Here is a 17,724-nt window from a genome sequence, read left to right as displayed (position 1 = left end):
GCCTCTCGACCCGGAACCAGAATGGCAAAGCGCCGCGAGCGCTGTCAAGGCGACGCGGATCGCTCCGCAGCCGAGAGGAATTCGGCGCGCACGCCCAGCAGCCGGACCGGCCTGCCGAGGTCGAACATGCCGAGGACGGCCAGCGCCGCCTTCTCGATCTCGGCGGGATCCGAGGTTCGCGCGGGCAGGGTCATGCTGTGCGTATGGGTCTGGAACGGCGCGAACCGGACCTTGACCGCGACCCTGGCGGCGGGCCTGCCTTCCTCGGCGACGTCTTCTGAGACCCGTTTCGCCAGCGCGGCGATCTCCGCGGACATCACTTCGGGATCGGTGATGTTCTGCTGAAAAGTCGTCTCGCGGCTACGGGACCGTGCGACATAGGGCGTCGCGGTGACTTCGGCGTCGCCGAGCCCGCCGGCGAGGATCCGGTACCACGGGCCGAGCTTCGGGCCGAACCGGGCCGCGAGGTCCGCCGGATCGGCGCCCGCCAGTTCCAGCACGGTGTGATAGCCGGCCTCGGCGAGCTTCTTCGTGGTCTTGCTGCCGATGCCCCAGAGCGCGTCCGTCGGCTCTTCGGCCATGACCTCCCACCAGTTGTCCTGGACGAGACGGAAGATCCCCGCCGGTTTGGCGAAGCCGGTGGCGAGTTTGGCGCGCAGCTTGTTGTCCCCGATGCCGACCGAACAGGAGAGCCCGGTCTCGTCGGCCACCTCCCGCCGGATGTCGGCGGCGAGCGCTTCGGGATCGGCGGTGGTGACGCCGAGGAACGCTTCGTCCCAGCCGAGCACTTCGACGACCACCGGGAATTCCCGCAGTGTCGCCATCACGCGATCGGAGACTTCCTGGTACGCGGGCGCGTCCGTGGCGAGAAAGATCGCGTCGGGGCAGCGTTTCGCGGCGGTTCGCAACGGCATCCCGGACCGGATGCCGAACTCCCGCGCCTCGTACGACGCCGTCGCCACCACGGCCCGTTCGGACGGATCGCCCGTGCCGCCGACGACCACGGGCTTACCGCGCAGCTCAGGCCGCCGGGAGACCTCGACCGCGGCGATGAACTGGTCGAGGTCGACGTGAAGCACCCACTCCCGGCCGACCATGAGCCGACCTTAGGCCCGTTCCGCGATCTCGTCGCGCATCCGCTGCTCGTTCTCCTGCAGTTCGGGCGTGAAGTTCTCACCGAAATCCTCGGCTTCGAGGATCTTGCGGACCTCGAGCACGGTGTCGCCGGTCGGGGGAGTGGGGCAGCGCTTCGCCCACTCGATCGCTTCGGCGCGCGACGGGACATCGACGATCCAGAAGCCGCCGACGAGTTCCTTGGCCTCGGTGAACGGGCCGTCGGTGACGGTGGCCCCGGCCGCGCTGAGCGTGACCCGCGCGCCCTTCGAACTCTCCTGCAGCCCTTCGCCGCCCACCAGTACTCCGGCGTCGAGCATCTCCTGGTTGAACTTCGCCATGGCGGTCAAGGCCTCCATCGGCGGCATCTTCCCGGCTTCGGAATCTTCGTCCGCCTTGATGATGATCATGAACCGCATACGTCTTCCTCCCAGTGAACCGGACGTTTCGCCCGGACTCTACCGGCGGTGGGGAAGACGATCAGTCGCGCCCGAACCGGGACAGATGGACGATCACCGCCGTGGTCACGGTGATCATCCCGGTCAGCAGCAGGGCCGGGCTGTTCAGCATCAAGCCGAGCAGCATCAACAGGCCCGCGGTGATGTCGAGGCTCAGGAGGACGGCGAGCCGGAGGAGTGGGGGCCGGGCGGGCCTGCCTGCGCGGAGCCGGGCGGCCAGCGCCGGTTCGGTGAGCTCGAACCAGCGCTCGATCTTCTCCAGCTCTTGCCGATCGTGATGGCTCAGCATCGGTTTCTCCTTCGGCGCGCCCCGGCCGTCGACAACGACGGAATACCCAGGAGCGAGGCTGGATAAGCATCGAATTTCACTCTCGTTCGTATAACGACCTATACGCACGGGCGAAAGCAAGGTCGATTTCGATCGAATGGTTGCGCCATTAGGGGTTTCGGCACGGGAAAAGATCGTCACGGAAGGGAGATCTCGGTAGCTTCTGCGCCTGTGGCCAGGGTGGCCGCGCTTGCGCCATCTGGGAGGACCTGAGCGATGACCATCCCCACCGAACCGATCGGCAGCATTCCCCGGCCCGGCTATCTCGTCGAGGCGCTCGGCGAGCACGCGGCAGGGCGGCTCGACGCCGACGGACTCGGCGAGTTGCACGAAAAAGCTCTCGTGGACACGATCAAACGCCTGGAGGAGACCGGTTCCCCGGTCATCACCGACGGAGAACAGGGCAAGCCGAGCTTCGCCACGTATCCCTTGGCGGGCCTGACTTCGCTGGCTCCGGACGGTGTCGTGATCCCGTTCGCCGACGGGCACACCCGGCAGCTCCCGAGGCTCACCGCCGGGCCGTTCCGCTATCAGGCCTACGCCGACTCCTATCTGCGTGAGGCGAAGAAGTATGCGACCAAACCGGTGAAGCAGGCGGTGATCGCGGCTTCGGCGATCAGTCTCGTCTATCCCGGTGAGGAATTGGCGGGATATGAAAAAGAACAGTTCATCGCCGACCTGGTGAACGAAGCGGAGGCCGATATCCGCCGCAGTCTCGACGCGGGCGCGGACAGCGTGCAGATCGACTTCACCGAGGCCAGGTTGTCGCTGAAGCTCGATCCGTCGGGCGGCCTGCTCCAGTCCTTTGTGGACTTGAACAATGCGGTTCTGGACCGCTTCTCCGAAGAGGAGCGGAAGAAGATCGGCGTGCACACCTGCCCCGGTGGGGATCAGGACTCCGTGCACAGCCTCGACGTCGATTACGCCGGACTGCTGCCGACGCTGTTCCAGCTGAAGGTCGGCAACGTCTACGTCCAGCTCGCCAGTGAGGCGGATCCCGAACGGGCGTTGCGCGTGATCGCCGAGCATGCGGGGCCGGACCAGCGGGTCTTCGTCGGCGTGACCGACCCGATCGACCCGCGGGTCGAAACCGCCGAGGAGGTCCGGGACAGGGTTCTGCAGGCGGCGCGATACCTCCCGCCGGAGCGGCTGGGCACCTGTGACGACTGTGGGTTCTCCCCGTTCGCCGACGACACCTCGACGTCGCGGGACATCGCGTTCGCCAAGATCGCCGCCCGCGTCGAAGGGACGCGTCTCGCCGCCGAAGCGCTCTGACGCCGCGTGATGGGCGCCTTCGTCAGTTCTGGACCGCGACCCGGATGCCGAGTCCGACCAGGAAGGTGCCCATCACCGCGTCCATCATGCGCCGGACGCGGCCTGAGCTGAAGAACCGCCGCAGCGAACCGACCAGCGTCGCGAGGACGAACGTCCAGACGACGGCCACCGTGGTGGCCAGCACGGCGAGCTGCAGGGTCTGCGCGGTCGAGGCCGAATGCGGGAGGAACTGGGGGATGAGCGCGAGGAAGAACATCGCGACCTTCGGGTTGAGCAGGTTGGTGAGCAGTCCCTGCCGGAACGCTTCCTTGGGCGCGATGACCGGTGCGACCTTGTCCTTGAGTTCGCTGTAGTCGCCGCGGCGCACCGCCAGCCACGCCTTGACGCCGAGGAAGATCAGATACGCGGCGCCGATCAGCTTCACCACGGTGAACGCGATCGCCGAAGCGGTGAGGATCGCCGCGACTCCGAGCGCGATCGCGACCACCCAGACGAAGACGCCGAGTGCGATGCCGAGTCCGGCGGAGATGCCGGCCTTGCGCCCGCCGAGGATCGCGCTGCGGGTCACCACCAGGAAATCCGGGCCCGGCGCCATCGCCCCGAGCAGGCAGATCAAGACGAACGAGAGTGCGGTGGCCCCGGAAATCATGCTTCGATGCTATCCGGCTCGTCGATGTCCCTGGCCATCACGGCGCCCGGCACGTCCACCCCGTCGGGCGTCGTCACCGTCACCCGTTCGACCTCGGTGAAGCCGAACGCGAGGTACAGCGGGACGCCGGGCAGCGTCGCCGTCAGGGTGAGCGAGCTGAAGCCCTCGGCCTTCGCCGCGAGACGGCAGGACTCGAGGATCGCGCGCCCGAGCCCGCGCCGGGTCCAGTCGGCGCGGACGAACATGGCGCGCACCCGCGCCGGTTCGGTGGCCGGATCGAGGGGGCGGTCGTCGTCCTCCGCGTCGCCCGCGCCGGCGTGCGTTCGGTTGCGCCTGCTCCAGCCCCCGCAGGCGACGATCTCGCCGTCGGCCTCGTGGACGAAGTAGGTGCCGTCTTCGATCAACCGCAGATCGAGGCTCGCGATATGTTCGGCCGCGCTGAGGGTCTGCCGCTCGTCGTAGAACCTGGGGAACAACTCCAGCACCGAGGCCCGCATCAGCGCCGAGATGGCGGGCGCGTCGGCGAGGGTGGCCGCCCGCTGCGGTGGCGTGTAGGTCGTCATGCCGCGGAAGATAGCCAACTAGGGCGCCGTCGCCTATCGGATAATCCCGTGGTGATCACCGACGACGGATGTGAACTGTGGACCTCGGCGACCGGCCGGGGCGAGCCGGTCCTGTGCTGCCACGGCGGTCCCGGCCTGTGGGACATGTTCGGCACCCTCGACCTCGGTCCGCGATTCCGGTTGATCCGATGGGATCAGCGCGGTGCCGGGCGTTCGGAAGCACGCGGCCCGTACACACTCGAACGGATGGTCGCCGACGTCGACGCCGTCCGGGAATGGCATGGCCTGGATCGCGTCCCGGTCCTCGGGCATTCGTGGGGTGCGCACCTCGCCCTCCTGTACGCGCTCGCACACCCGGAACGAGTGAGCGCGCTCGTCTACGTGTCGGGTGTCGGCCTCGGGCACGAATGGCACGCGGAGTTCAAACGGAACTTCGAGCGGGTGCTGGGGGAGGAGCTCCGCGGGGAAGGCCGCCGACGCGCGGTACGGCAATGGACCGCCGATTTCGTGACCGACGGCGAGCGCCACGCCGAAGCGATGGCCACGCCTTGGTTTCCGGTCAACTACGAGGCGAACGCGGTGCTGAGCGAGGAGATGCGGACGGTGCCGGAGGCGGAACTCGTCGCGGCCTGCCGGTCGCTGCGGGTGCCGACGCTCATCGTGGACGGGATGGCGGACACCCGGCCGCGGTGGGCCGTCGACTCGCTGGAGCAGGCGTTGCCTTCGGTGACCCGGGTGCGGTTCGACGGAGTCGGGCACGTGCCTTGGCTTGAGGCGCCTGGCGAGTTCCGGGCCGCCGTGACCGATTTCCTCGCGGCCTCGTGAGTGGCAAGGACGGTTCTCACCGAGGGTGGCTTGGCTGCCTACCGGCTTCCGGCTGTGTCGGTCCCACGCTTCGGTTCGTGAGGTGTCGCGAAAGCCACTTTCGGGACATCAGACGTCGCGAAAGTGGCTTTCGCGACACGATCGCCAGGGAGGTATGGGCCCGGCCACGGCCGACGTTGCGAAAGCCACTTTCGCAACCTTCAACGTTGCGAAAGTGGCTTTCGCAACCCCGGTCAAGGCCGGCGCCCAGCGGTCGTGCGTGGACGACACGGGTGATCAGAGGGACGACTCCTGACCCAACCGTCCTTGCCACTCACGAGGCGCGGGCACTCCACGACCTGGTCAGGCCTTGGTGATCGGCTGCTGCAGCTCGGTGATCCACTGGTCCCCGTCGTCCGGGCACTCGAGGTAGAACTCCCGCGCCGGGCCGTTCGCGCGGTAACCGTGCGCGTCGACCCATTTCGCCAGCGCCTGGTAGCTGGAAAGCACGGTCTCCATCGAGCCGCGGTGCAGGATCGTCGCCGCGGTCGCGACTTCGGCGAGGCGGACGGTCGAGAAGCCTTCGGTGCCGTCGGTTTCGGCCGAGATCGGGACGGCGGCGTGGATCAGCACCCGTTCGCCGTCGGGGTCGTCTTCGTAGTAGGCGATGAGCGGTCCGGACGGCGTGATCGGGCCGAGCGCGCCGAACAGTTGCTTGTAGAGCCCTTGCACGACGGGCCCGATCTCCTCGTTCACGTATCCGCCCGCCGTCCCGGTGAGCTCGGCGACGCGCACCGCGGGCAGACTTTTGACGACGACGTCTTCGGAAGGCATGGTTCCCTCGCTTTCGATCGACCGGAGCCTCGCTTCGACGGCCTTGAGCCGTGCCTCGTCGGCCGCGATGGCCGCTTCGAGTTCGGCACGCCGCAGCCGCAGCATTCCGCGCAACTCGTCGACGCCGATCTCCGCGTCGAGGATCTCCTGCACCTGGGTGAGCGTGAAGCCGAGGTCCTTGAGCGCGATCACCCGGTTGAGCCTGGCCAGCTGCTCGCCGGTGTAGGACCGGTAGCCGCTGAACGGGTCGACGTGGGCGGGCCGCAGCAGCCCGATGGCGTCGTAGTGACGCAGCATCCGGACCGACACCCGGCCGTGCTTGGCGAAGTCTCCGATACCGAACATGGTCCTCCCACCAGACAGCCTGACACGGTGTCACAGTCAACGGTCACCGCACGAGCCGGAAGAACGAACGCACCTCCTCGGTGAAGACGCCGGGCTGCTCGAACGCCCCGAAGTGGCCGCCCCGGTCCGGTTCGTTCCAGTACCGGATGTCGGTGAACCGGCGCTCGGCCCACCGGCGGGACGGACGCGGGATCTCGCGCGGGAAGACCGAACACCCCGTCGGCACGGTGATCGTGTCCACAGTGGATTCGGAGAACCAGGCCGACACCTCGGCGAAACTCTCCCAGTACAGGCGGGCGGACGAGGCGCCGGTGCCGGTCAGCCAGTACAGCGTGATGTCGTCGAGCATCGCGTCCCGGCTCAGCGCGTTCTCCGGATGGCCGTCGCAATCGGTCCACGCCTGGAACTTCTCGACGATCCACGCGCACAACGCGACCGGCGAGTCGGACAGGGCGTAACCGATCGTCTGCGGCCTCGTCGCCTGCTGGATCGCGTAACCAGAACCGTCCGCCTTGGCGCCTTCGAGGTCGTCGAGCGATTTCCGTTCCGACTCGGTCAGTTCGCCGAACGTCGCCGGATCCGGCGCGGCCAGCGGCGGGGAGAGGTGGATTCCCGCCAGCCGCTCGGGCGCCTTCCGCCCCATGAGCGTGGTGATGCTGGTGCCCCAATCGCCACCCTGGGCGCCGAAGCGCTCGTAGCCCAGACCATCCATGAGGTGGATCCACGCGTCGGCGATGCGCTGGATCGACCAGCCGGCGCGGGCGGGTTTGTCGCTGAAGCCGTACCCGGGCAGCGACGGGACGACGACGTGGAAGGAGTCCGCCGCGTCCCCGCCGTGGGCGACCGGATCGGTGAGCGGGCCGAGCACGTCGAGGAACTCGAAGACCGAACCCGGCCAGCCATGGGTGAGGATCAGCGGCAGCGCGCCGGGATGCGGGGAGCGGACGTGCAGGTAGTGGATGCCGAGCCCGTCGATCTCGGCTCGGAACTGGGGGAACGCGTTGAGTCTGGACTCCGCGGCTCGCCAGTCGTACGTATCGGCCCAGTACGAGCACAATTCGCGCAGGTAAGCGGCGGGAACGCCTTGTGACCAGTCGTCGACGGTCTCCTTCTCGGGCCAGCGGGCGCGACGGAGCCGGTCGCGGAGGTCTTCGAGATCGGCCTCCGGGATCCGGGCTCGGAAGGGCGTGGTGTCCATGACGGCCGACGCTAACGAGGGGGTCCGACAATTCGTGGACTTCCGGCGGGACGAGTGCTATAACCAAACTACATACTGTATACAATCTGCCGTGAGCGGGGTGGGACCCATGCCCGATCCTCGAATTCTGCGAGACCACTACGGCCGCCGGTATCGCGTCGGCGAAAGCGACGTGGACCTGCTCGGCAAGCCGCGGTCGTGGATGTCGTGGCTGAGCTGGACCGCGATGTTCGCCGCCGGGATCCAGCAGTACGGCTTCGGTGTCGTCGCACCGGTCCTGATGGCCACCTACGGATGGACGTTCCCGGAAGTGGTCGTGTCCTTCGCGCTCTGGACGGTGTGCCAGGCGTGCGTGGTGTATCCGGTCGCCAGGCTGCGCGAGCGCGGGATGTTCCCGCCCGCGGTGGCCGTGATCATCGGCGGGGTGCTCTGTTCCACCGGCATGTTCACCTTGGGGCACGCGAGCACTCTGCTCACGATGTTCATCGGCTACTCGGTGCTCGGCGGGATCGGGACGGGTGTCGTTTACGCGACCTGCGTCGGCACGGTGATGAACTGGTTCCCCGATCGCGTCCCGGCCCGGGTCGGCGCCGTCAGCGGGGCTTTCGCCTATGGGAGCGTGGTTTTCGTGCTGGCCGGGGGTTTCTGGCTGACGGAGGGCACTCGGCGGCCGCTCCTGGACGTCGTCGCGGTGGCCGTGCTGATGATGATCGCGAGCACCGCGGTGCTGCTGCGTGATCCGCCGCCCCGGTGGTGGCCGGAACACCCGGATCCGCGCGTGTGGGCGGCCGACAAGGTGCGCAATCGCGGCGTCGCGGTCAACCGGCCCGCCCTGCGCGAGTACCGGCCGTCGGAGGTGCTCCGGTGTCCGACCGCGGTGGCGATGTACCTCATCGTCGTGCTGGCCGCCGCGGTCCTGCTCTTCGACGTCGCTTATCTCGCGACGTTCGTCGCCGCGCAAGGAGGCGGGCCGGTACTGGCCGCCGTCGCGCTCGCGGTGCTCGCCGGGGTGACCGGCGCCGGTCGGGTCCTGCTCGGCGGGCTGTCCGACCGGCTCGGCCGTCGCCGGATCCTGCGCCTGGCCTTGGCCACGGGCGGGATCGCCCAGTTCGTCCTGCTCTACGCGGGCCACAACGCCGTGGGGCTTGTCGCCGGTGCCGCGTTGGCGGGGCTCGGCAACGGGAGTTGCTACTCGCTGCTGGTGTCCCTGGTCCGCGACTACTTCGGCGAGGAGTCCGCGCTGCAGAACTTCGGGGTGCTGTACTCCGCCAAAGCCGTCGGGGCACTGCTCGGAGTCGGCCTCGCCGCGTTCGTCGTGTCCACCCACGGCTATCTCGGCGCGTTCGCCGTCGCGGGCGCGCTGAGCGTTCTCGGTGCGCTGCTCGGCGGACGGCTTTCCCAGCCGGGACGGCCGAAATCACTGCTGCCCGCGATCCGCTGATGGGTCGGGTGACGAGCAGGCGGCGGGTGGTCCGCGTCGTGGAGGGCGTGCCCGGTGCCCGACCGGACACGCTGACCGTCGAAGAACCGCTGGAGATCCGCGTCGGCGGCAAACCCTTGACGATCACGATGCGCACTCCCGGTCACGACTTCGATCTCGCGGCCGGTTTCCTGGTGGGCGAAGGGGTTTCACGGTCGAGCGACGATATCCGGTCGATCCGGTACTGCGCGGGCGCGACGGCCGACGGGTCCAACACCTACAACGTGTTGGACGTCGTCCTCGCCGACGGCGTCGCTCCACCCGACGCCTCCTTGGAGCGCAACTTCTACACCACGTCGTCGTGTGGACTCTGCGGCAAGGCGAGCCTCGATGCCGTGCGGACGACCGCGACCTGGCCGGTGGGCGGCGACGGTCTGGTGATCTCACCGTCCACAGTGGCCGAATTGCCGGACCGGCTCCGGACCGCGCAACTGGTCTTCGACCGCACAGGCGGGCTCCACGCGGCGGGTCTGTTCAGCGCGACCGGCGAGCTGCTGTGCCTGCGGGAGGACGTCGGCAGGCACAACGCCGTCGACAAGGTGGTCGGCTGGGCGGCACGCCAGGGGAGGCTCCCGCTGTCCGGGACGGTGCTGATGGTCAGCGGACGGGCGTCGTTCGAGCTGGTGCAGAAGGCGGTCATGGCCGGGATCCCTTTGCTGGCGGCGGTTTCCGCGCCGTCGTCGCTGGCCGTGGACCTCGCCGCGGAGATGGGCCTGACGTTGGTGGGGTTCCTGCGGGGCACGTCGATGAACGTCTACAGCCGCCCGGACCGCCTCGGCTTGTCGATCGCCTAGGAAACTTCGGCGAGCTTCCCCGTCCGCTCGTCGTACACGAACCCGCGTACCGACGCGGTGTGGAGCAGGAACGGCGACGTCCGAAGCCGCGCGATGCACTGCCGGACGTCCTGGGCGGAGTCGGTGAACGTCTCCGCCGCCCACGGCGGCCGGATCCCCGTGCTCGCCTCGATCTGGCGGGCGAAATCGGTGTCGGTGAACATCCGCATCCCGCAGTCGTGATGGTGGATGAGCACGATCTCGCGGGTGCCGAGCAGACGCTGGCTCACGGTCAGGGACCGGATCGCGTCCTCGGTCACCGCGCCGCCCGCGTTCCGGATGACGTGTGCCTCGCCCTCGCGGAGCCCGAGCAGCCGGTACACGCTGATCCGCGCGTCCATGCAGGCCACGACGGCGATCCGCCGCCGTGGCCGCCTCGTCGCGTCGCCCACGGTTTCCTTGTAGGCGCGCGCGTTCACCAGCAGCGCGTCGATCTCGCTCACCGGAGGAGGGTTTCCCGGACGATCGCCGCGGTCTCGCTCGGCGTGCGGCCGACCTGGATCCCGGCCGCCTCCAGAGCCTTCTTCTTCGCTTCGGCCGTTCCGCCGGTCCCGGACACGATCGCGCCGGCGTGCCCCATCGTCTTGCCCGCCGGTGCGGTGAATCCGGCGATATAGCCGACGACGGGTTTGCTCACCCTCGCCCGGATGTAGTCGGCGGCCCGCTCCTCGGCGTCTCCACCGATCTCCCCGATGAGCACGATCACGTCGGTTTCAGGGTCCTTTTCGAACGCCTCGACGACGTCGATGTGCGTGGTGCCGATGATCGGGTCGCCGCCGATGCCGACGCAGGTCGAAAACCCGTGTTCGCGCAGTTCGTGCATCAGCTGATAGGTCAGCGTGCCGGATTTCGAGACCAGCCCGATCCTGCCGGGTTTCGTGATCCCGTCCGGGATGATGCCGGCGTTGGACCGGCCGGGGCTGATCACACCCGGGCAGTTCGGCCCGATCACCCGTGTCGGGCTTTCCTTCGCGTGCGCCCAGAAAGCGGCCGCGTCGTGCACCGGAACCCCTTCGGTGATGACGACCGCCATCCCGACTCCGGCGTCGACGGCCTCGATGACGGCGTCCTTCACCGCGGGCGGCGGGACGAAGAGCACCGAGACGTCCGCGCCGGTCGCCGCGAGGGCCTCGGCGGTACTGTCGAACACCGGCAGAGCGCGCCCGGAGAGCAGGACGTCCTGTCCGGCTTTGCGCGGGTTGATCCCGCCGACGACGTTCGTACCCGCGGCCAGCATGCGCGCGGTGTGCTTGCGCCCCTCCGCGCCGGTCAAGCCCGCGACGACGACCTTGCTGTGTTCGTCGAGGAAGATCGCCATCTCACGCCTCCGGTTCCGCGGCCGCCCGTTTCGCCGCCGCGGTGGCGGCGTCGTCCATCGTGTCCACCAGGGTCACCAGGGGATGCGCGGCCTCGACGAGGATCCGCCTGCCTTCGGCGACGTTGTTGCCGTCGAGCCGCACCACGAGCGGTTTGGCCGCGCGGTCGCCGAGCAGGGCGAGCGCGCGGACGATCCCGGCGGCGACGGCGTCGCAAGCGGTGATCCCGCCGAAGACGTTGACGAAGACACTGCGCACCTGGTCGTCGTCCAGGATGACGCCGAGCCCGGCCGCCATGATCTCGGCCGACGCGCCGCCGCCGATGTCGAGGAAGTTCGCGGGACCTCGGGCACCCGCTTCCGCCGCGGCCGCGGCCACGACGTCCAAAGTGGACATCACCAGGCCGGCGCCGTTGCCGATCACGCCGATGTCGCCGTCCAGCTTGACGTAGTTGAGCCCGGCCTCCCTGGCCCTGCGTTCGAGCGGGTTCTCGTCCGGCGAATCGACGAACCCGGCGTGGGACGGCTGCCGGAACGCGGCGTTGGCGTCGAGGGTGACCTTCCCGTCGACCGCGACGACCGTTCCGTCCGTGGTCAGCACGAGCGGGTTGACCTCGACGAGCGTGGCGTCTTCCTCGGTGAAGACCGTCCACAGTGCACACACCGCGTCCGCGGCGGCGGTGGGCAGCCCGGCGGCTTCGACGATCCGGTTCGCCAGGGCGGTGTCCACACCGGTGAGCGGATCGACGGGGATCCGGGCCAGCGCCCCGGGTTTCGTGGCCGCGACCGTCTCGATGTCCATCCCGCCTTCGGCCGACGCCATCGCGAGGAAGGTCCGGGCGGCCCGGTCGAGCAGGAAGGAGAGGTAGTACTCCTCGGCGATCGCGCTGGCTTCGGTGACGAGCACCTGGTGGACGCGGTGTCCCTTGATGTCCATGCCGAGGATGTCCTCGGCGGCCTGTTCGGCGTCGTCGGGGGAGTGGACGACCTTCACACCGCCGGCTTTACCGCGTCCGCCGGTCTTCACCTGTGCCTTGACCACGACGGATCCACCCAGTTCGGCGGCGACCGCCCTCGCGGATTCCGGTGTGGTGGCGACCTTTCCCCGGGGGACCGGGACGCCGTGCCGCTCGAAGAGATCCCGTGCCTCGTGCTCGAAAAGGTCCACGTGAAGTCCTTTCTCCGCGGAAGAGGACGAGCCCCGGGGGCGGCCGGGAAAACCTGCTTGCGGCCCTGGACACCGGAGCGTTCGAAGAGTAACTATATGCCTACCTCATACGGTATGCAATCTACAGTCTGCCGCGACCAGGGGCTTCGAACAGGGGCGGGCGGACAGAGCAGATCCGGAAACGAGCGCACGGATCAGAGAGGTCCGGCGTGCGAGAAAGAGGAGTTGAACGATGGCGCCAACGACCGGCACCGCTGCGGGGGACACCGCGACGAAGGCCACCACCAACGGTTCCGAACCCGCCCCGGACCTGATCTCCGGCGGCCACCTGGTGGCCAAGGCGCTCAAGGCGGAGGGCGTCGACACGATCTTCACGTTGTGCGGCGGGCACATCATCGACATCTACGACGGCTGCGTCGACGAGGGCATCGAAGTCATCGACGTCCGGCACGAGCAGGTCGCGGCGCACGCTGCCGACGGCTACGCGCGGATCACCGGCCGTCCCGGCTGCGCGGTCGTCACGGCGGGGCCGGGGACCACCGACGCCGTCACCGGGGTCGCGAACGCGCTGCGCGCCGAGAGCCCCATGCTGCTCATCGGCGGGCAAGGAGCGCTGACGCAGCACAAGATGGGCTCACTGCAGGATCTCCCGCACGTCGACATGATGGCGCCGATCACCAAGTTCTCCGCGACCGTCCCGCATACCGCGCGGGTCGCGGACCTGGTCTCGATGGCGTTCCGCGAGTGCTACCACGGCGCGCCCGGTCCGTCCTTTTTGGAGATTCCCAGGGACGTCCTCGACGCGAAGGTCCCGGTGGACAAGGCGCGGATCCCCACCGAGGGCCGCTATCGGGCGTCCACCCGGAACGCCGGCGACCCGGCCGACATCGAGAAACTCGCGGACCTGCTGGTCCACGCGAAGAAGCCGGCCATCCTGCTCGGCAGCCAGGTGTGGACGACCCGCGCCACCGGACCGGCGACCGAGCTGGTGCGCGGGCTGAACATCCCGGCGTACATGAACGGCGCCGGCCGTGGCACGCTGCCGCCCGGCGATCCGCACCACTTCCAGCTCTCGCGCCGGTACGCCTTCGACAACGCCGACGTGATCGTCATCGTCGGCACGCCGTTCGACTTCCGGATGGGCTACGGCAAACGGCTCTCGCCGGACGCGACCGTCGTGCAGATCGACCTCGACTACCGCACCGTCGGGAAGAACCGGGACGTCGACCTCGGCATCGTCGGCGACGCGGGTCAAGTGCTGGCCGCGGTCGCGGAGGCGGCCACCGGACGGGTCGACAACGGTGCCGTCGCGCGCAAGGTCTGGTTGGAAGAACTCCAGGACGTGGAGGCGAAGGCGAAACAGAAGCGCCTGCCGCTGCAGCATTCCGACGCGAGCCCGATCCACCCGTACCGGCTGGTGCACGAGATCAACGAATTCCTCACCGAGGATTCGCTCTACATCGGCGACGGCGGCGACATCGTGACGTTCTCCGGCCAGGTCGTCCAGCCGAAGTCGCCTGGACATTGGATGGACCCCGGGCCGCTCGGCACACTCGGCGTCGGGATCCCGTTCGTCCTCGCCGCGAAGCACGCGCGGCCGGAGAAGGAGGTCGTCGCCCTCTTCGGCGACGGCGCGTTCAGCCTGACCGGCTGGGACTTCGAGACCTTGGTGCGCTTCAACCTGCCGTTCGTCGGCATCGTCGGCAACAACTCCTCGATGAACCAGATCCGGTACGGCCAGGCGGCGAAGTACGGCCTCGGCCGGGAACGGGTCGGCAACACACTCGGCGACGTCCCCTACGACGAATTCGCCCGGATGCTCGGCGGGCACGGCGAGGCCGTGCGTGACCCCGCCGACATCGGCCCGGCGCTGCTGCGGGCCCGCGAGTCCGGAAAGCCTTCGCTGATCAACGTTTGGATCGACCCGGACGTGTACGCGCCCGGAACCATGAACCAGACCATGTACAAGTAGCCGGGAGGGATCACCGATGGGAAAGGCACTCGACGGCGTCCGCGTCCTCGACATGACGCATGTCCAATCAGGACCCTCGTCCACGCAGATCCTGGCCTGGCTCGGCGCGGACGTGATCAAACTGGAGACCCCCGGCCGCGGCGACATCACCCGCGGACAGCTCCGGGATCTGCCCGGGGTGGACAGCCTCTACTTCACGATGCTCAACGCCAACAAACGCAGCATCACCCTGAACATGAAGAGCGAGCAGGGAAAGCAGGTCTTCGACCAGCTCGTGTCCAGTGTGGACGTCCTGGTGGAGAACTTCGGGCCCGGCGTGGTCGACCGGTTCGGCTACCCGTGGGAACGGCTGGCGGAGCTGAACCCGCGGCTGATCTACGCCTCGATCAAGGGCTTCGGGCCTGGCCGGTACGCGGACTTCAAGGCCTACGAGGTCATCGCGCAGGCGATGGGCGGCGCGATGAGCACCACCGGCTTCGAGGACGGTCCGCCGACCGCGACCGGCGCGCAGATCGGGGACTCGGGGACGGGGATCCACCTGGTCGCCGCGATCCTGGCCGCGCTCTACCAGCGGACGAACACCGGTCGCGGGCAGCGGGTCCAGGTCGCGATGCAGGATGCCGTGCTGAACCTCTGCCGGGTCAAGCTCCGTGACCAGCAACGGCTCGCGCACGGCCCGCTCGACGAGTATCCGAACGACGTCTTCGGCGACGAGGTCCCGCGTTCGGGCAACGCGTCCGGTGGTGGTCAGCCGGGCTGGGCGGTGAAATGCGCGCCGGGCGGACCGAACGACTACATCTACGTGATCATCCAGCCGGTCGGCTGGCAGCCGATCACCCGGCTGATCGGCAAACCCGAACTGGCCGAGGATCCGGACTGGGCCACCCCGGAGGCGCGGCTGTCCAAATTGGACAAGGCATTCTCGATGATCGAGGAGTGGACCGAGAAGCACACGAAATGGGAGGTGATGGAGGCGCTCAACGCCCACAACATCCCCTGCGGTCCGATCCTGTCCACCAGGGAGCTCGCCGAGGACGCCACCTTGGCCGAGCTCGGCTCGGTCGTCGAAGTCGATCATCCCGAACGCGGTGCCTTCAAGACCGTGGGCTGCCCGCTGAAGCTGTCGGATTCGCCGGTCGAGGTCGAACGCTCGCCCCTGCTCGGCGAGCACAACGCCGAGGTCTTCGGCGAACTCGGCTACGGCGCGGACGACCTGGACCGGCTGCGCGCGGCCGGCGTGATCTGAGGAGGGCTCATGGCAGACAAAGAGATCGTCGAGAAGATCCTCGAGAAGGTCGCCGCCGAGGGGCGGACGTCGCTCACCGCGCCGGAAGGCCGCCAGGTGTGCGAGGCCTACGGGATCCCGACCCCGGCGGAACGGCTCGCCACCACCGCCGAAGAGGCCGTCGCACAGGCGGAGGAGATCGGCCTCCCCGTGGTACTGAAGATCGTGTCACCGGACATCCTCCACAAGACGGAGGCCGGTGGGGTGCTGGTCGGCCTCGCGACCGCCGACGCGGTGGCGGACGGCTTCCGGACCATCGTCGCCAATGCCGAGGCGTACGACGCCGACGCCGAGATCACCGGCGTGCAGGTGCAGCGGATGCTCAGCAGCGGCCAGGAGGTGATCGTCGGCGCCACCACCGACACCACCTTCGGCAAGATCGTCGCCTTCGGCCTCGGCGGGGTGCTGGTCGAGGTGCTCAAGGACGTCACGTTCCGGCTCGCCCCGCTCGACCGCGATGAGGCGTTCTCGATGATCGACGGCATCGCGGCCGCGGAGATCCTGCGCGGCGTCCGTGGTGCGGAGCCGGTGAGCCGGGACGCGCTGGCCGACGTGCTCACGCGCGTCGGCGCCTTGGTCACCGATTTCCCGCAACTGGCCGAGGTCGACCTCAACCCGGTGCTGGCCACACCCGACGGCGCCACCGCGGTGGACGTCCGGATCCTCGTGGATCCCGAAGCGGCGCGCGAGCCCATGAGGTTCAGTCAGGAGGAGATCCTGGCGTCGATGACCCGGATCATGAAGCCGGCGTCGATCGCCGTCATCGGCGCGTCGGCCGAGGCGGGCAAGATCGGCAACTCGGTGATGAAGAACCTCGTCAACGGCGGGTTCGCGGGGGAGATCCATCCCATCAATCCGAAGGCCGCCGAGATCCTCGACCGCAAGGCCTATCCGAGCATTTCCGACGTCCCCGGAGATGTCGACGTCGCGGTGTTCGCCATCCCGGCCAAGTTCGTCCCCGCCGCGCTGGAGGAAGCGGGCCGCAAAGGGGTGGCCGGTGCGATCCTCATCCCGTCCGGATTCGGCGAGACCGGAAACATCGAACTCCAGGACCAGGTCGTCGCGATCGCCCGGGAGCACGGCGTCCGGATCCTCGGCCCCAACATCTACGGTTACTACTACACGCCGGAGAACCTTTCGGCGACGTTCTGCACGCCGTACGACGTCAAGGGCGGTGTCGCGCTCTCCTCGCAGAGCGGCGGCATCGGGATGGCCATCCTCGGCTTCAGCCGGTCGGCGAAAATGGGTGTCTCGTCGATCGTCGGCGTCGGCAACAAGGCCGATATCGACGAGGACGATCTGCTCACCTTCTTCGAACACGATGAAAACACCGACCTGATCGCCATGCATCTCGAAGATCTGAAAGACGGGCGATCGTTCGCGGAAACGGCGAAACGGGTTTCGGTGCGGAAACCGGTCGTCGTCCTCAAAGCGGGCCGCACCTCCCAAGGCGCGAAAGCGGCGAGCTCGCACACCGGCGCGCTGGCGGGGGACGACAAGGTCTACGACGACATCCTGCGCCAAAGCGGGGTCATCCGGGCGCCCGGCCTCAACGATCTTCTCGAATACGCGCGCGGCATTCCGTTGCTGCCGACGCCGAAAGGTGAGAACGTCGTGATCATCACCGGCGCGGGCGGCTCCGGTGTCCTGCTCTCGGATGCCTGTGTGGACAACGGGCTGAATCTCATGGAGATCCCGCCCGATCTCGACGCGTCGTTCCGGGAATTCATCCCGCCGTTCGGCGCCGCGGGCAACCCGGTGGATATAACCGGCGGCGAACCACCTACCACCTACCGGAACACGATCGCGCTCGGTTTGGCGGACGAGCGAATCCATGCCTTGATCCTCGGCTATTGGCATACTATCGTCACCCCGCCGATGATCTTCGCGGAACTGGTTTCGGAAGTCGTTTCCGAATATCGGGCGAAGGGGATCCACAAGCCCGTCGTCGCCTCGCTGGCAGGCGATGTCGAGGTCGAACAGGCCAGCAGTTTTCTGTACGAGCACGGTGTCGTCGCCTATCCCTACACGACGGAGAAACCGGTGGCCGTGCTCGGTGCGAAGTATCGCTGGGCACGTTCCGCGGGACTGCTCGGCTGATTCC

At 68.3% G+C, this 17,724-nt stretch carries 17 protein-coding genes; 7 read left to right on the top strand and 10 right to left on the bottom strand.

Annotated elements, in window-relative coordinates:
- Positions 1–44 precede the first annotated feature (44 nt).
- The 3 genes from AMK34_RS06715 to AMK34_RS06705 form a co-directional block, all read right to left on the bottom strand.
- Positions 45–1,097 carry a DNA polymerase IV gene (locus AMK34_RS06715; protein WP_073843692.1) on the bottom strand — a complete coding sequence of 351 codons (1,053 nt, stop codon included), beginning with the start codon at positions 1,095–1,097 and terminating at the stop codon, positions 45–47.
- A gap of 9 nt (positions 1,098–1,106) precedes the next feature.
- Positions 1,107–1,532, bottom strand: a complete 426-nt coding sequence (locus tag AMK34_RS06710; RefSeq protein WP_073843690.1) for a YciI family protein — start codon at positions 1,530–1,532, stop codon at positions 1,107–1,109.
- Between the two features lie 61 nt (positions 1,533–1,593).
- Positions 1,594–1,860, bottom strand: a complete 267-nt coding sequence (locus AMK34_RS06705) for a DUF3040 domain-containing protein (protein ID WP_073843688.1) — start codon at positions 1,858–1,860, stop codon at positions 1,594–1,596.
- 255 nt (positions 1,861–2,115) lie between these two features.
- Here AMK34_RS06705 and AMK34_RS06700 point away from each other — a divergent pair, with 255 nt between their 5' ends.
- The gene (locus tag AMK34_RS06700) at positions 2,116–3,174 is read left to right on the top strand and encodes a cobalamin-independent methionine synthase II family protein (protein ID WP_073843686.1); all 1,059 of its coding nucleotides are present in this window, start codon (positions 2,116–2,118) and stop codon (positions 3,172–3,174) included.
- A gap of 22 nt (positions 3,175–3,196) precedes the next feature.
- Here the strand turns inward: AMK34_RS06700 and AMK34_RS06695 are convergent, their stop codons facing one another.
- The gene (locus AMK34_RS06695; RefSeq protein WP_037338861.1) at positions 3,197–3,823 is read right to left on the bottom strand and encodes a LysE family translocator; all 627 of its coding nucleotides are present in this window, start codon (positions 3,821–3,823) and stop codon (positions 3,197–3,199) included.
- Entirely contained in the window at positions 3,820–4,386 is a 567-nt protein-coding gene (locus AMK34_RS06690; RefSeq protein WP_073843684.1) for a GNAT family N-acetyltransferase, read from the bottom strand. Before AMK34_RS06690 ends, AMK34_RS06695 begins: the two co-directional genes overlap by 4 nt.
- Positions 4,387–4,437: 51 nt before the next feature.
- On the opposite strand from AMK34_RS06690, the gene AMK34_RS06685 reads away from it, so the two are divergent.
- Positions 4,438–5,211: an alpha/beta fold hydrolase gene (locus AMK34_RS06685; protein ID WP_073844630.1), complete on the top strand. Its 774-nt coding sequence runs from the start codon at positions 4,438–4,440 to the stop codon at positions 5,209–5,211.
- 342 nt (positions 5,212–5,553) lie between these two features.
- Here AMK34_RS06685 and AMK34_RS06680 read toward each other — a convergent pair whose 3' ends face one another.
- On the bottom strand, positions 5,554–6,369 hold the full coding sequence (locus AMK34_RS06680; protein WP_073843683.1) for a MerR family transcriptional regulator: 816 nt from the start codon (positions 6,367–6,369) through the stop codon (positions 5,554–5,556).
- A 43-nt stretch (positions 6,370–6,412) separates the two neighbouring features.
- The gene (locus AMK34_RS06675; protein WP_073843681.1) at positions 6,413–7,567 is read right to left on the bottom strand and encodes an epoxide hydrolase family protein; all 1,155 of its coding nucleotides are present in this window, start codon (positions 7,565–7,567) and stop codon (positions 6,413–6,415) included.
- 109 nt (positions 7,568–7,676) lie between these two features.
- On the opposite strand from AMK34_RS06675, the gene AMK34_RS06670 reads away from it, so the two are divergent.
- On the top strand, positions 7,677–9,008 hold the full coding sequence (locus tag AMK34_RS06670; protein ID WP_073843679.1) for an OFA family MFS transporter: 1,332 nt from the start codon (positions 7,677–7,679) through the stop codon (positions 9,006–9,008).
- Positions 9,008–9,841, top strand: a complete 834-nt coding sequence (gene fdhD / locus AMK34_RS06665) for a formate dehydrogenase accessory sulfurtransferase FdhD (protein WP_073843677.1) — start codon at positions 9,008–9,010, stop codon at positions 9,839–9,841. The genes AMK34_RS06670 and fdhD overlap by 1 nt, the downstream gene beginning before the upstream one ends.
- Here fdhD and AMK34_RS06660 read toward each other — a convergent pair.
- Genes AMK34_RS06660 through sucC form a run of 3 tightly spaced genes read right to left on the bottom strand, consistent with a single transcriptional unit; the run spans position 9,838 to position 12,363 of the window.
- Entirely contained in the window at positions 9,838–10,323 is a 486-nt protein-coding gene (locus AMK34_RS06660; RefSeq protein ID WP_073843675.1) for a beta-class carbonic anhydrase, read from the bottom strand. The two genes, fdhD and AMK34_RS06660, sit on opposite strands and share 4 nt — an antisense overlap.
- Positions 10,320–11,198, bottom strand: coding sequence for a succinate--CoA ligase subunit alpha (sucD, locus tag AMK34_RS06655; RefSeq protein ID WP_073843673.1), 879 nt, complete (start codon positions 11,196–11,198; stop codon positions 10,320–10,322). Before sucD ends, AMK34_RS06660 begins: the two co-directional genes overlap by 4 nt.
- 1 nt (position 11,199) lies before the next feature.
- The gene (gene sucC, locus AMK34_RS06650; RefSeq protein ID WP_073843671.1) at positions 11,200–12,363 is read right to left on the bottom strand and encodes an ADP-forming succinate--CoA ligase subunit beta; all 1,164 of its coding nucleotides are present in this window, start codon (positions 12,361–12,363) and stop codon (positions 11,200–11,202) included.
- Between the two features lie 232 nt (positions 12,364–12,595).
- Between sucC and AMK34_RS06645 the strand changes: the two genes are divergently transcribed.
- Genes AMK34_RS06645 through AMK34_RS06635 form a run of 3 tightly spaced genes read left to right on the top strand, consistent with a single transcriptional unit; the run spans position 12,596 to position 17,720 of the window.
- Complete coding sequence (locus AMK34_RS06645) at positions 12,596–14,335, top strand: thiamine pyrophosphate-binding protein (protein WP_198941637.1); 1,740 nt, start codon at positions 12,596–12,598, stop codon at positions 14,333–14,335.
- 16 nt (positions 14,336–14,351) lie between these two features.
- Positions 14,352–15,581, top strand: coding sequence for a formyl-CoA transferase (gene frc, locus AMK34_RS06640; protein WP_073843669.1), 1,230 nt, complete (start codon positions 14,352–14,354; stop codon positions 15,579–15,581).
- Positions 15,582–15,590: 9 nt separating this feature from the next.
- Positions 15,591–17,720 (top strand): acetate--CoA ligase family protein, encoded by a 2,130-nt coding sequence (locus tag AMK34_RS06635; RefSeq protein WP_073843667.1) that lies wholly within the window; start codon positions 15,591–15,593, stop codon positions 17,718–17,720.
- Positions 17,721–17,724: the final 4 nt, after the last annotated feature.

It is taken from the genome of Amycolatopsis sp. CB00013, assembly GCF_001905755.1.
In the GTDB taxonomy this organism is placed as follows: domain Bacteria; phylum Actinomycetota; class Actinomycetes; order Mycobacteriales; family Pseudonocardiaceae; genus Amycolatopsis; species Amycolatopsis japonica.
This window is presented reverse-complemented; position numbering and strand designations above follow the sequence as displayed.

What these genes read in the sequence shown, in the direction of transcription:
- AMK34_RS06695 (WP_037338861.1), bottom strand. Translation starts at nt 3,823, where the DNA reads ATGATTTCCGGGGCCACCGCACTCTCGTTCGTCTTGATCTGCCTGCTC.
- fdhD (WP_073843677.1), top strand. Translation starts at nt 9,008, where the DNA reads ATGGGTCGGGTGACGAGCAGGCGGCGGGTGGTCCGCGTCGTGGAGGGC.
- frc (WP_073843669.1), top strand. Translation starts at nt 14,352, where the DNA reads ATGGGAAAGGCACTCGACGGCGTCCGCGTCCTCGACATGACGCATGTC.
- AMK34_RS06670 (WP_073843679.1), top strand. Translation starts at nt 7,677, where the DNA reads ATGCCCGATCCTCGAATTCTGCGAGACCACTACGGCCGCCGGTATCGC.
- AMK34_RS06675 (WP_073843681.1), bottom strand. Translation starts at nt 7,567, where the DNA reads ATGGACACCACGCCCTTCCGAGCCCGGATCCCGGAGGCCGATCTCGAA.
- AMK34_RS06635 (WP_073843667.1), top strand. Translation starts at nt 15,591, where the DNA reads ATGGCAGACAAAGAGATCGTCGAGAAGATCCTCGAGAAGGTCGCCGCC.
- AMK34_RS06700 (WP_073843686.1), top strand. Translation starts at nt 2,116, where the DNA reads ATGACCATCCCCACCGAACCGATCGGCAGCATTCCCCGGCCCGGCTAT.
- AMK34_RS06690 (WP_073843684.1), bottom strand. Translation starts at nt 4,386, where the DNA reads ATGACGACCTACACGCCACCGCAGCGGGCGGCCACCCTCGCCGACGCG.
- sucD (WP_073843673.1), bottom strand. Translation starts at nt 11,198, where the DNA reads ATGGCGATCTTCCTCGACGAACACAGCAAGGTCGTCGTCGCGGGCTTG.
- AMK34_RS06710 (WP_073843690.1), bottom strand. Translation starts at nt 1,532, where the DNA reads ATGCGGTTCATGATCATCATCAAGGCGGACGAAGATTCCGAAGCCGGG.
- AMK34_RS06705 (WP_073843688.1), bottom strand. Translation starts at nt 1,860, where the DNA reads ATGCTGAGCCATCACGATCGGCAAGAGCTGGAGAAGATCGAGCGCTGG.
- AMK34_RS06645 (WP_198941637.1), top strand. Translation starts at nt 12,596, where the DNA reads ATGGCGCCAACGACCGGCACCGCTGCGGGGGACACCGCGACGAAGGCC.
- AMK34_RS06680 (WP_073843683.1), bottom strand. Translation starts at nt 6,369, where the DNA reads ATGTTCGGTATCGGAGACTTCGCCAAGCACGGCCGGGTGTCGGTCCGG.
- AMK34_RS06715 (WP_073843692.1), bottom strand. Translation starts at nt 1,097, where the DNA reads ATGGTCGGCCGGGAGTGGGTGCTTCACGTCGACCTCGACCAGTTCATC.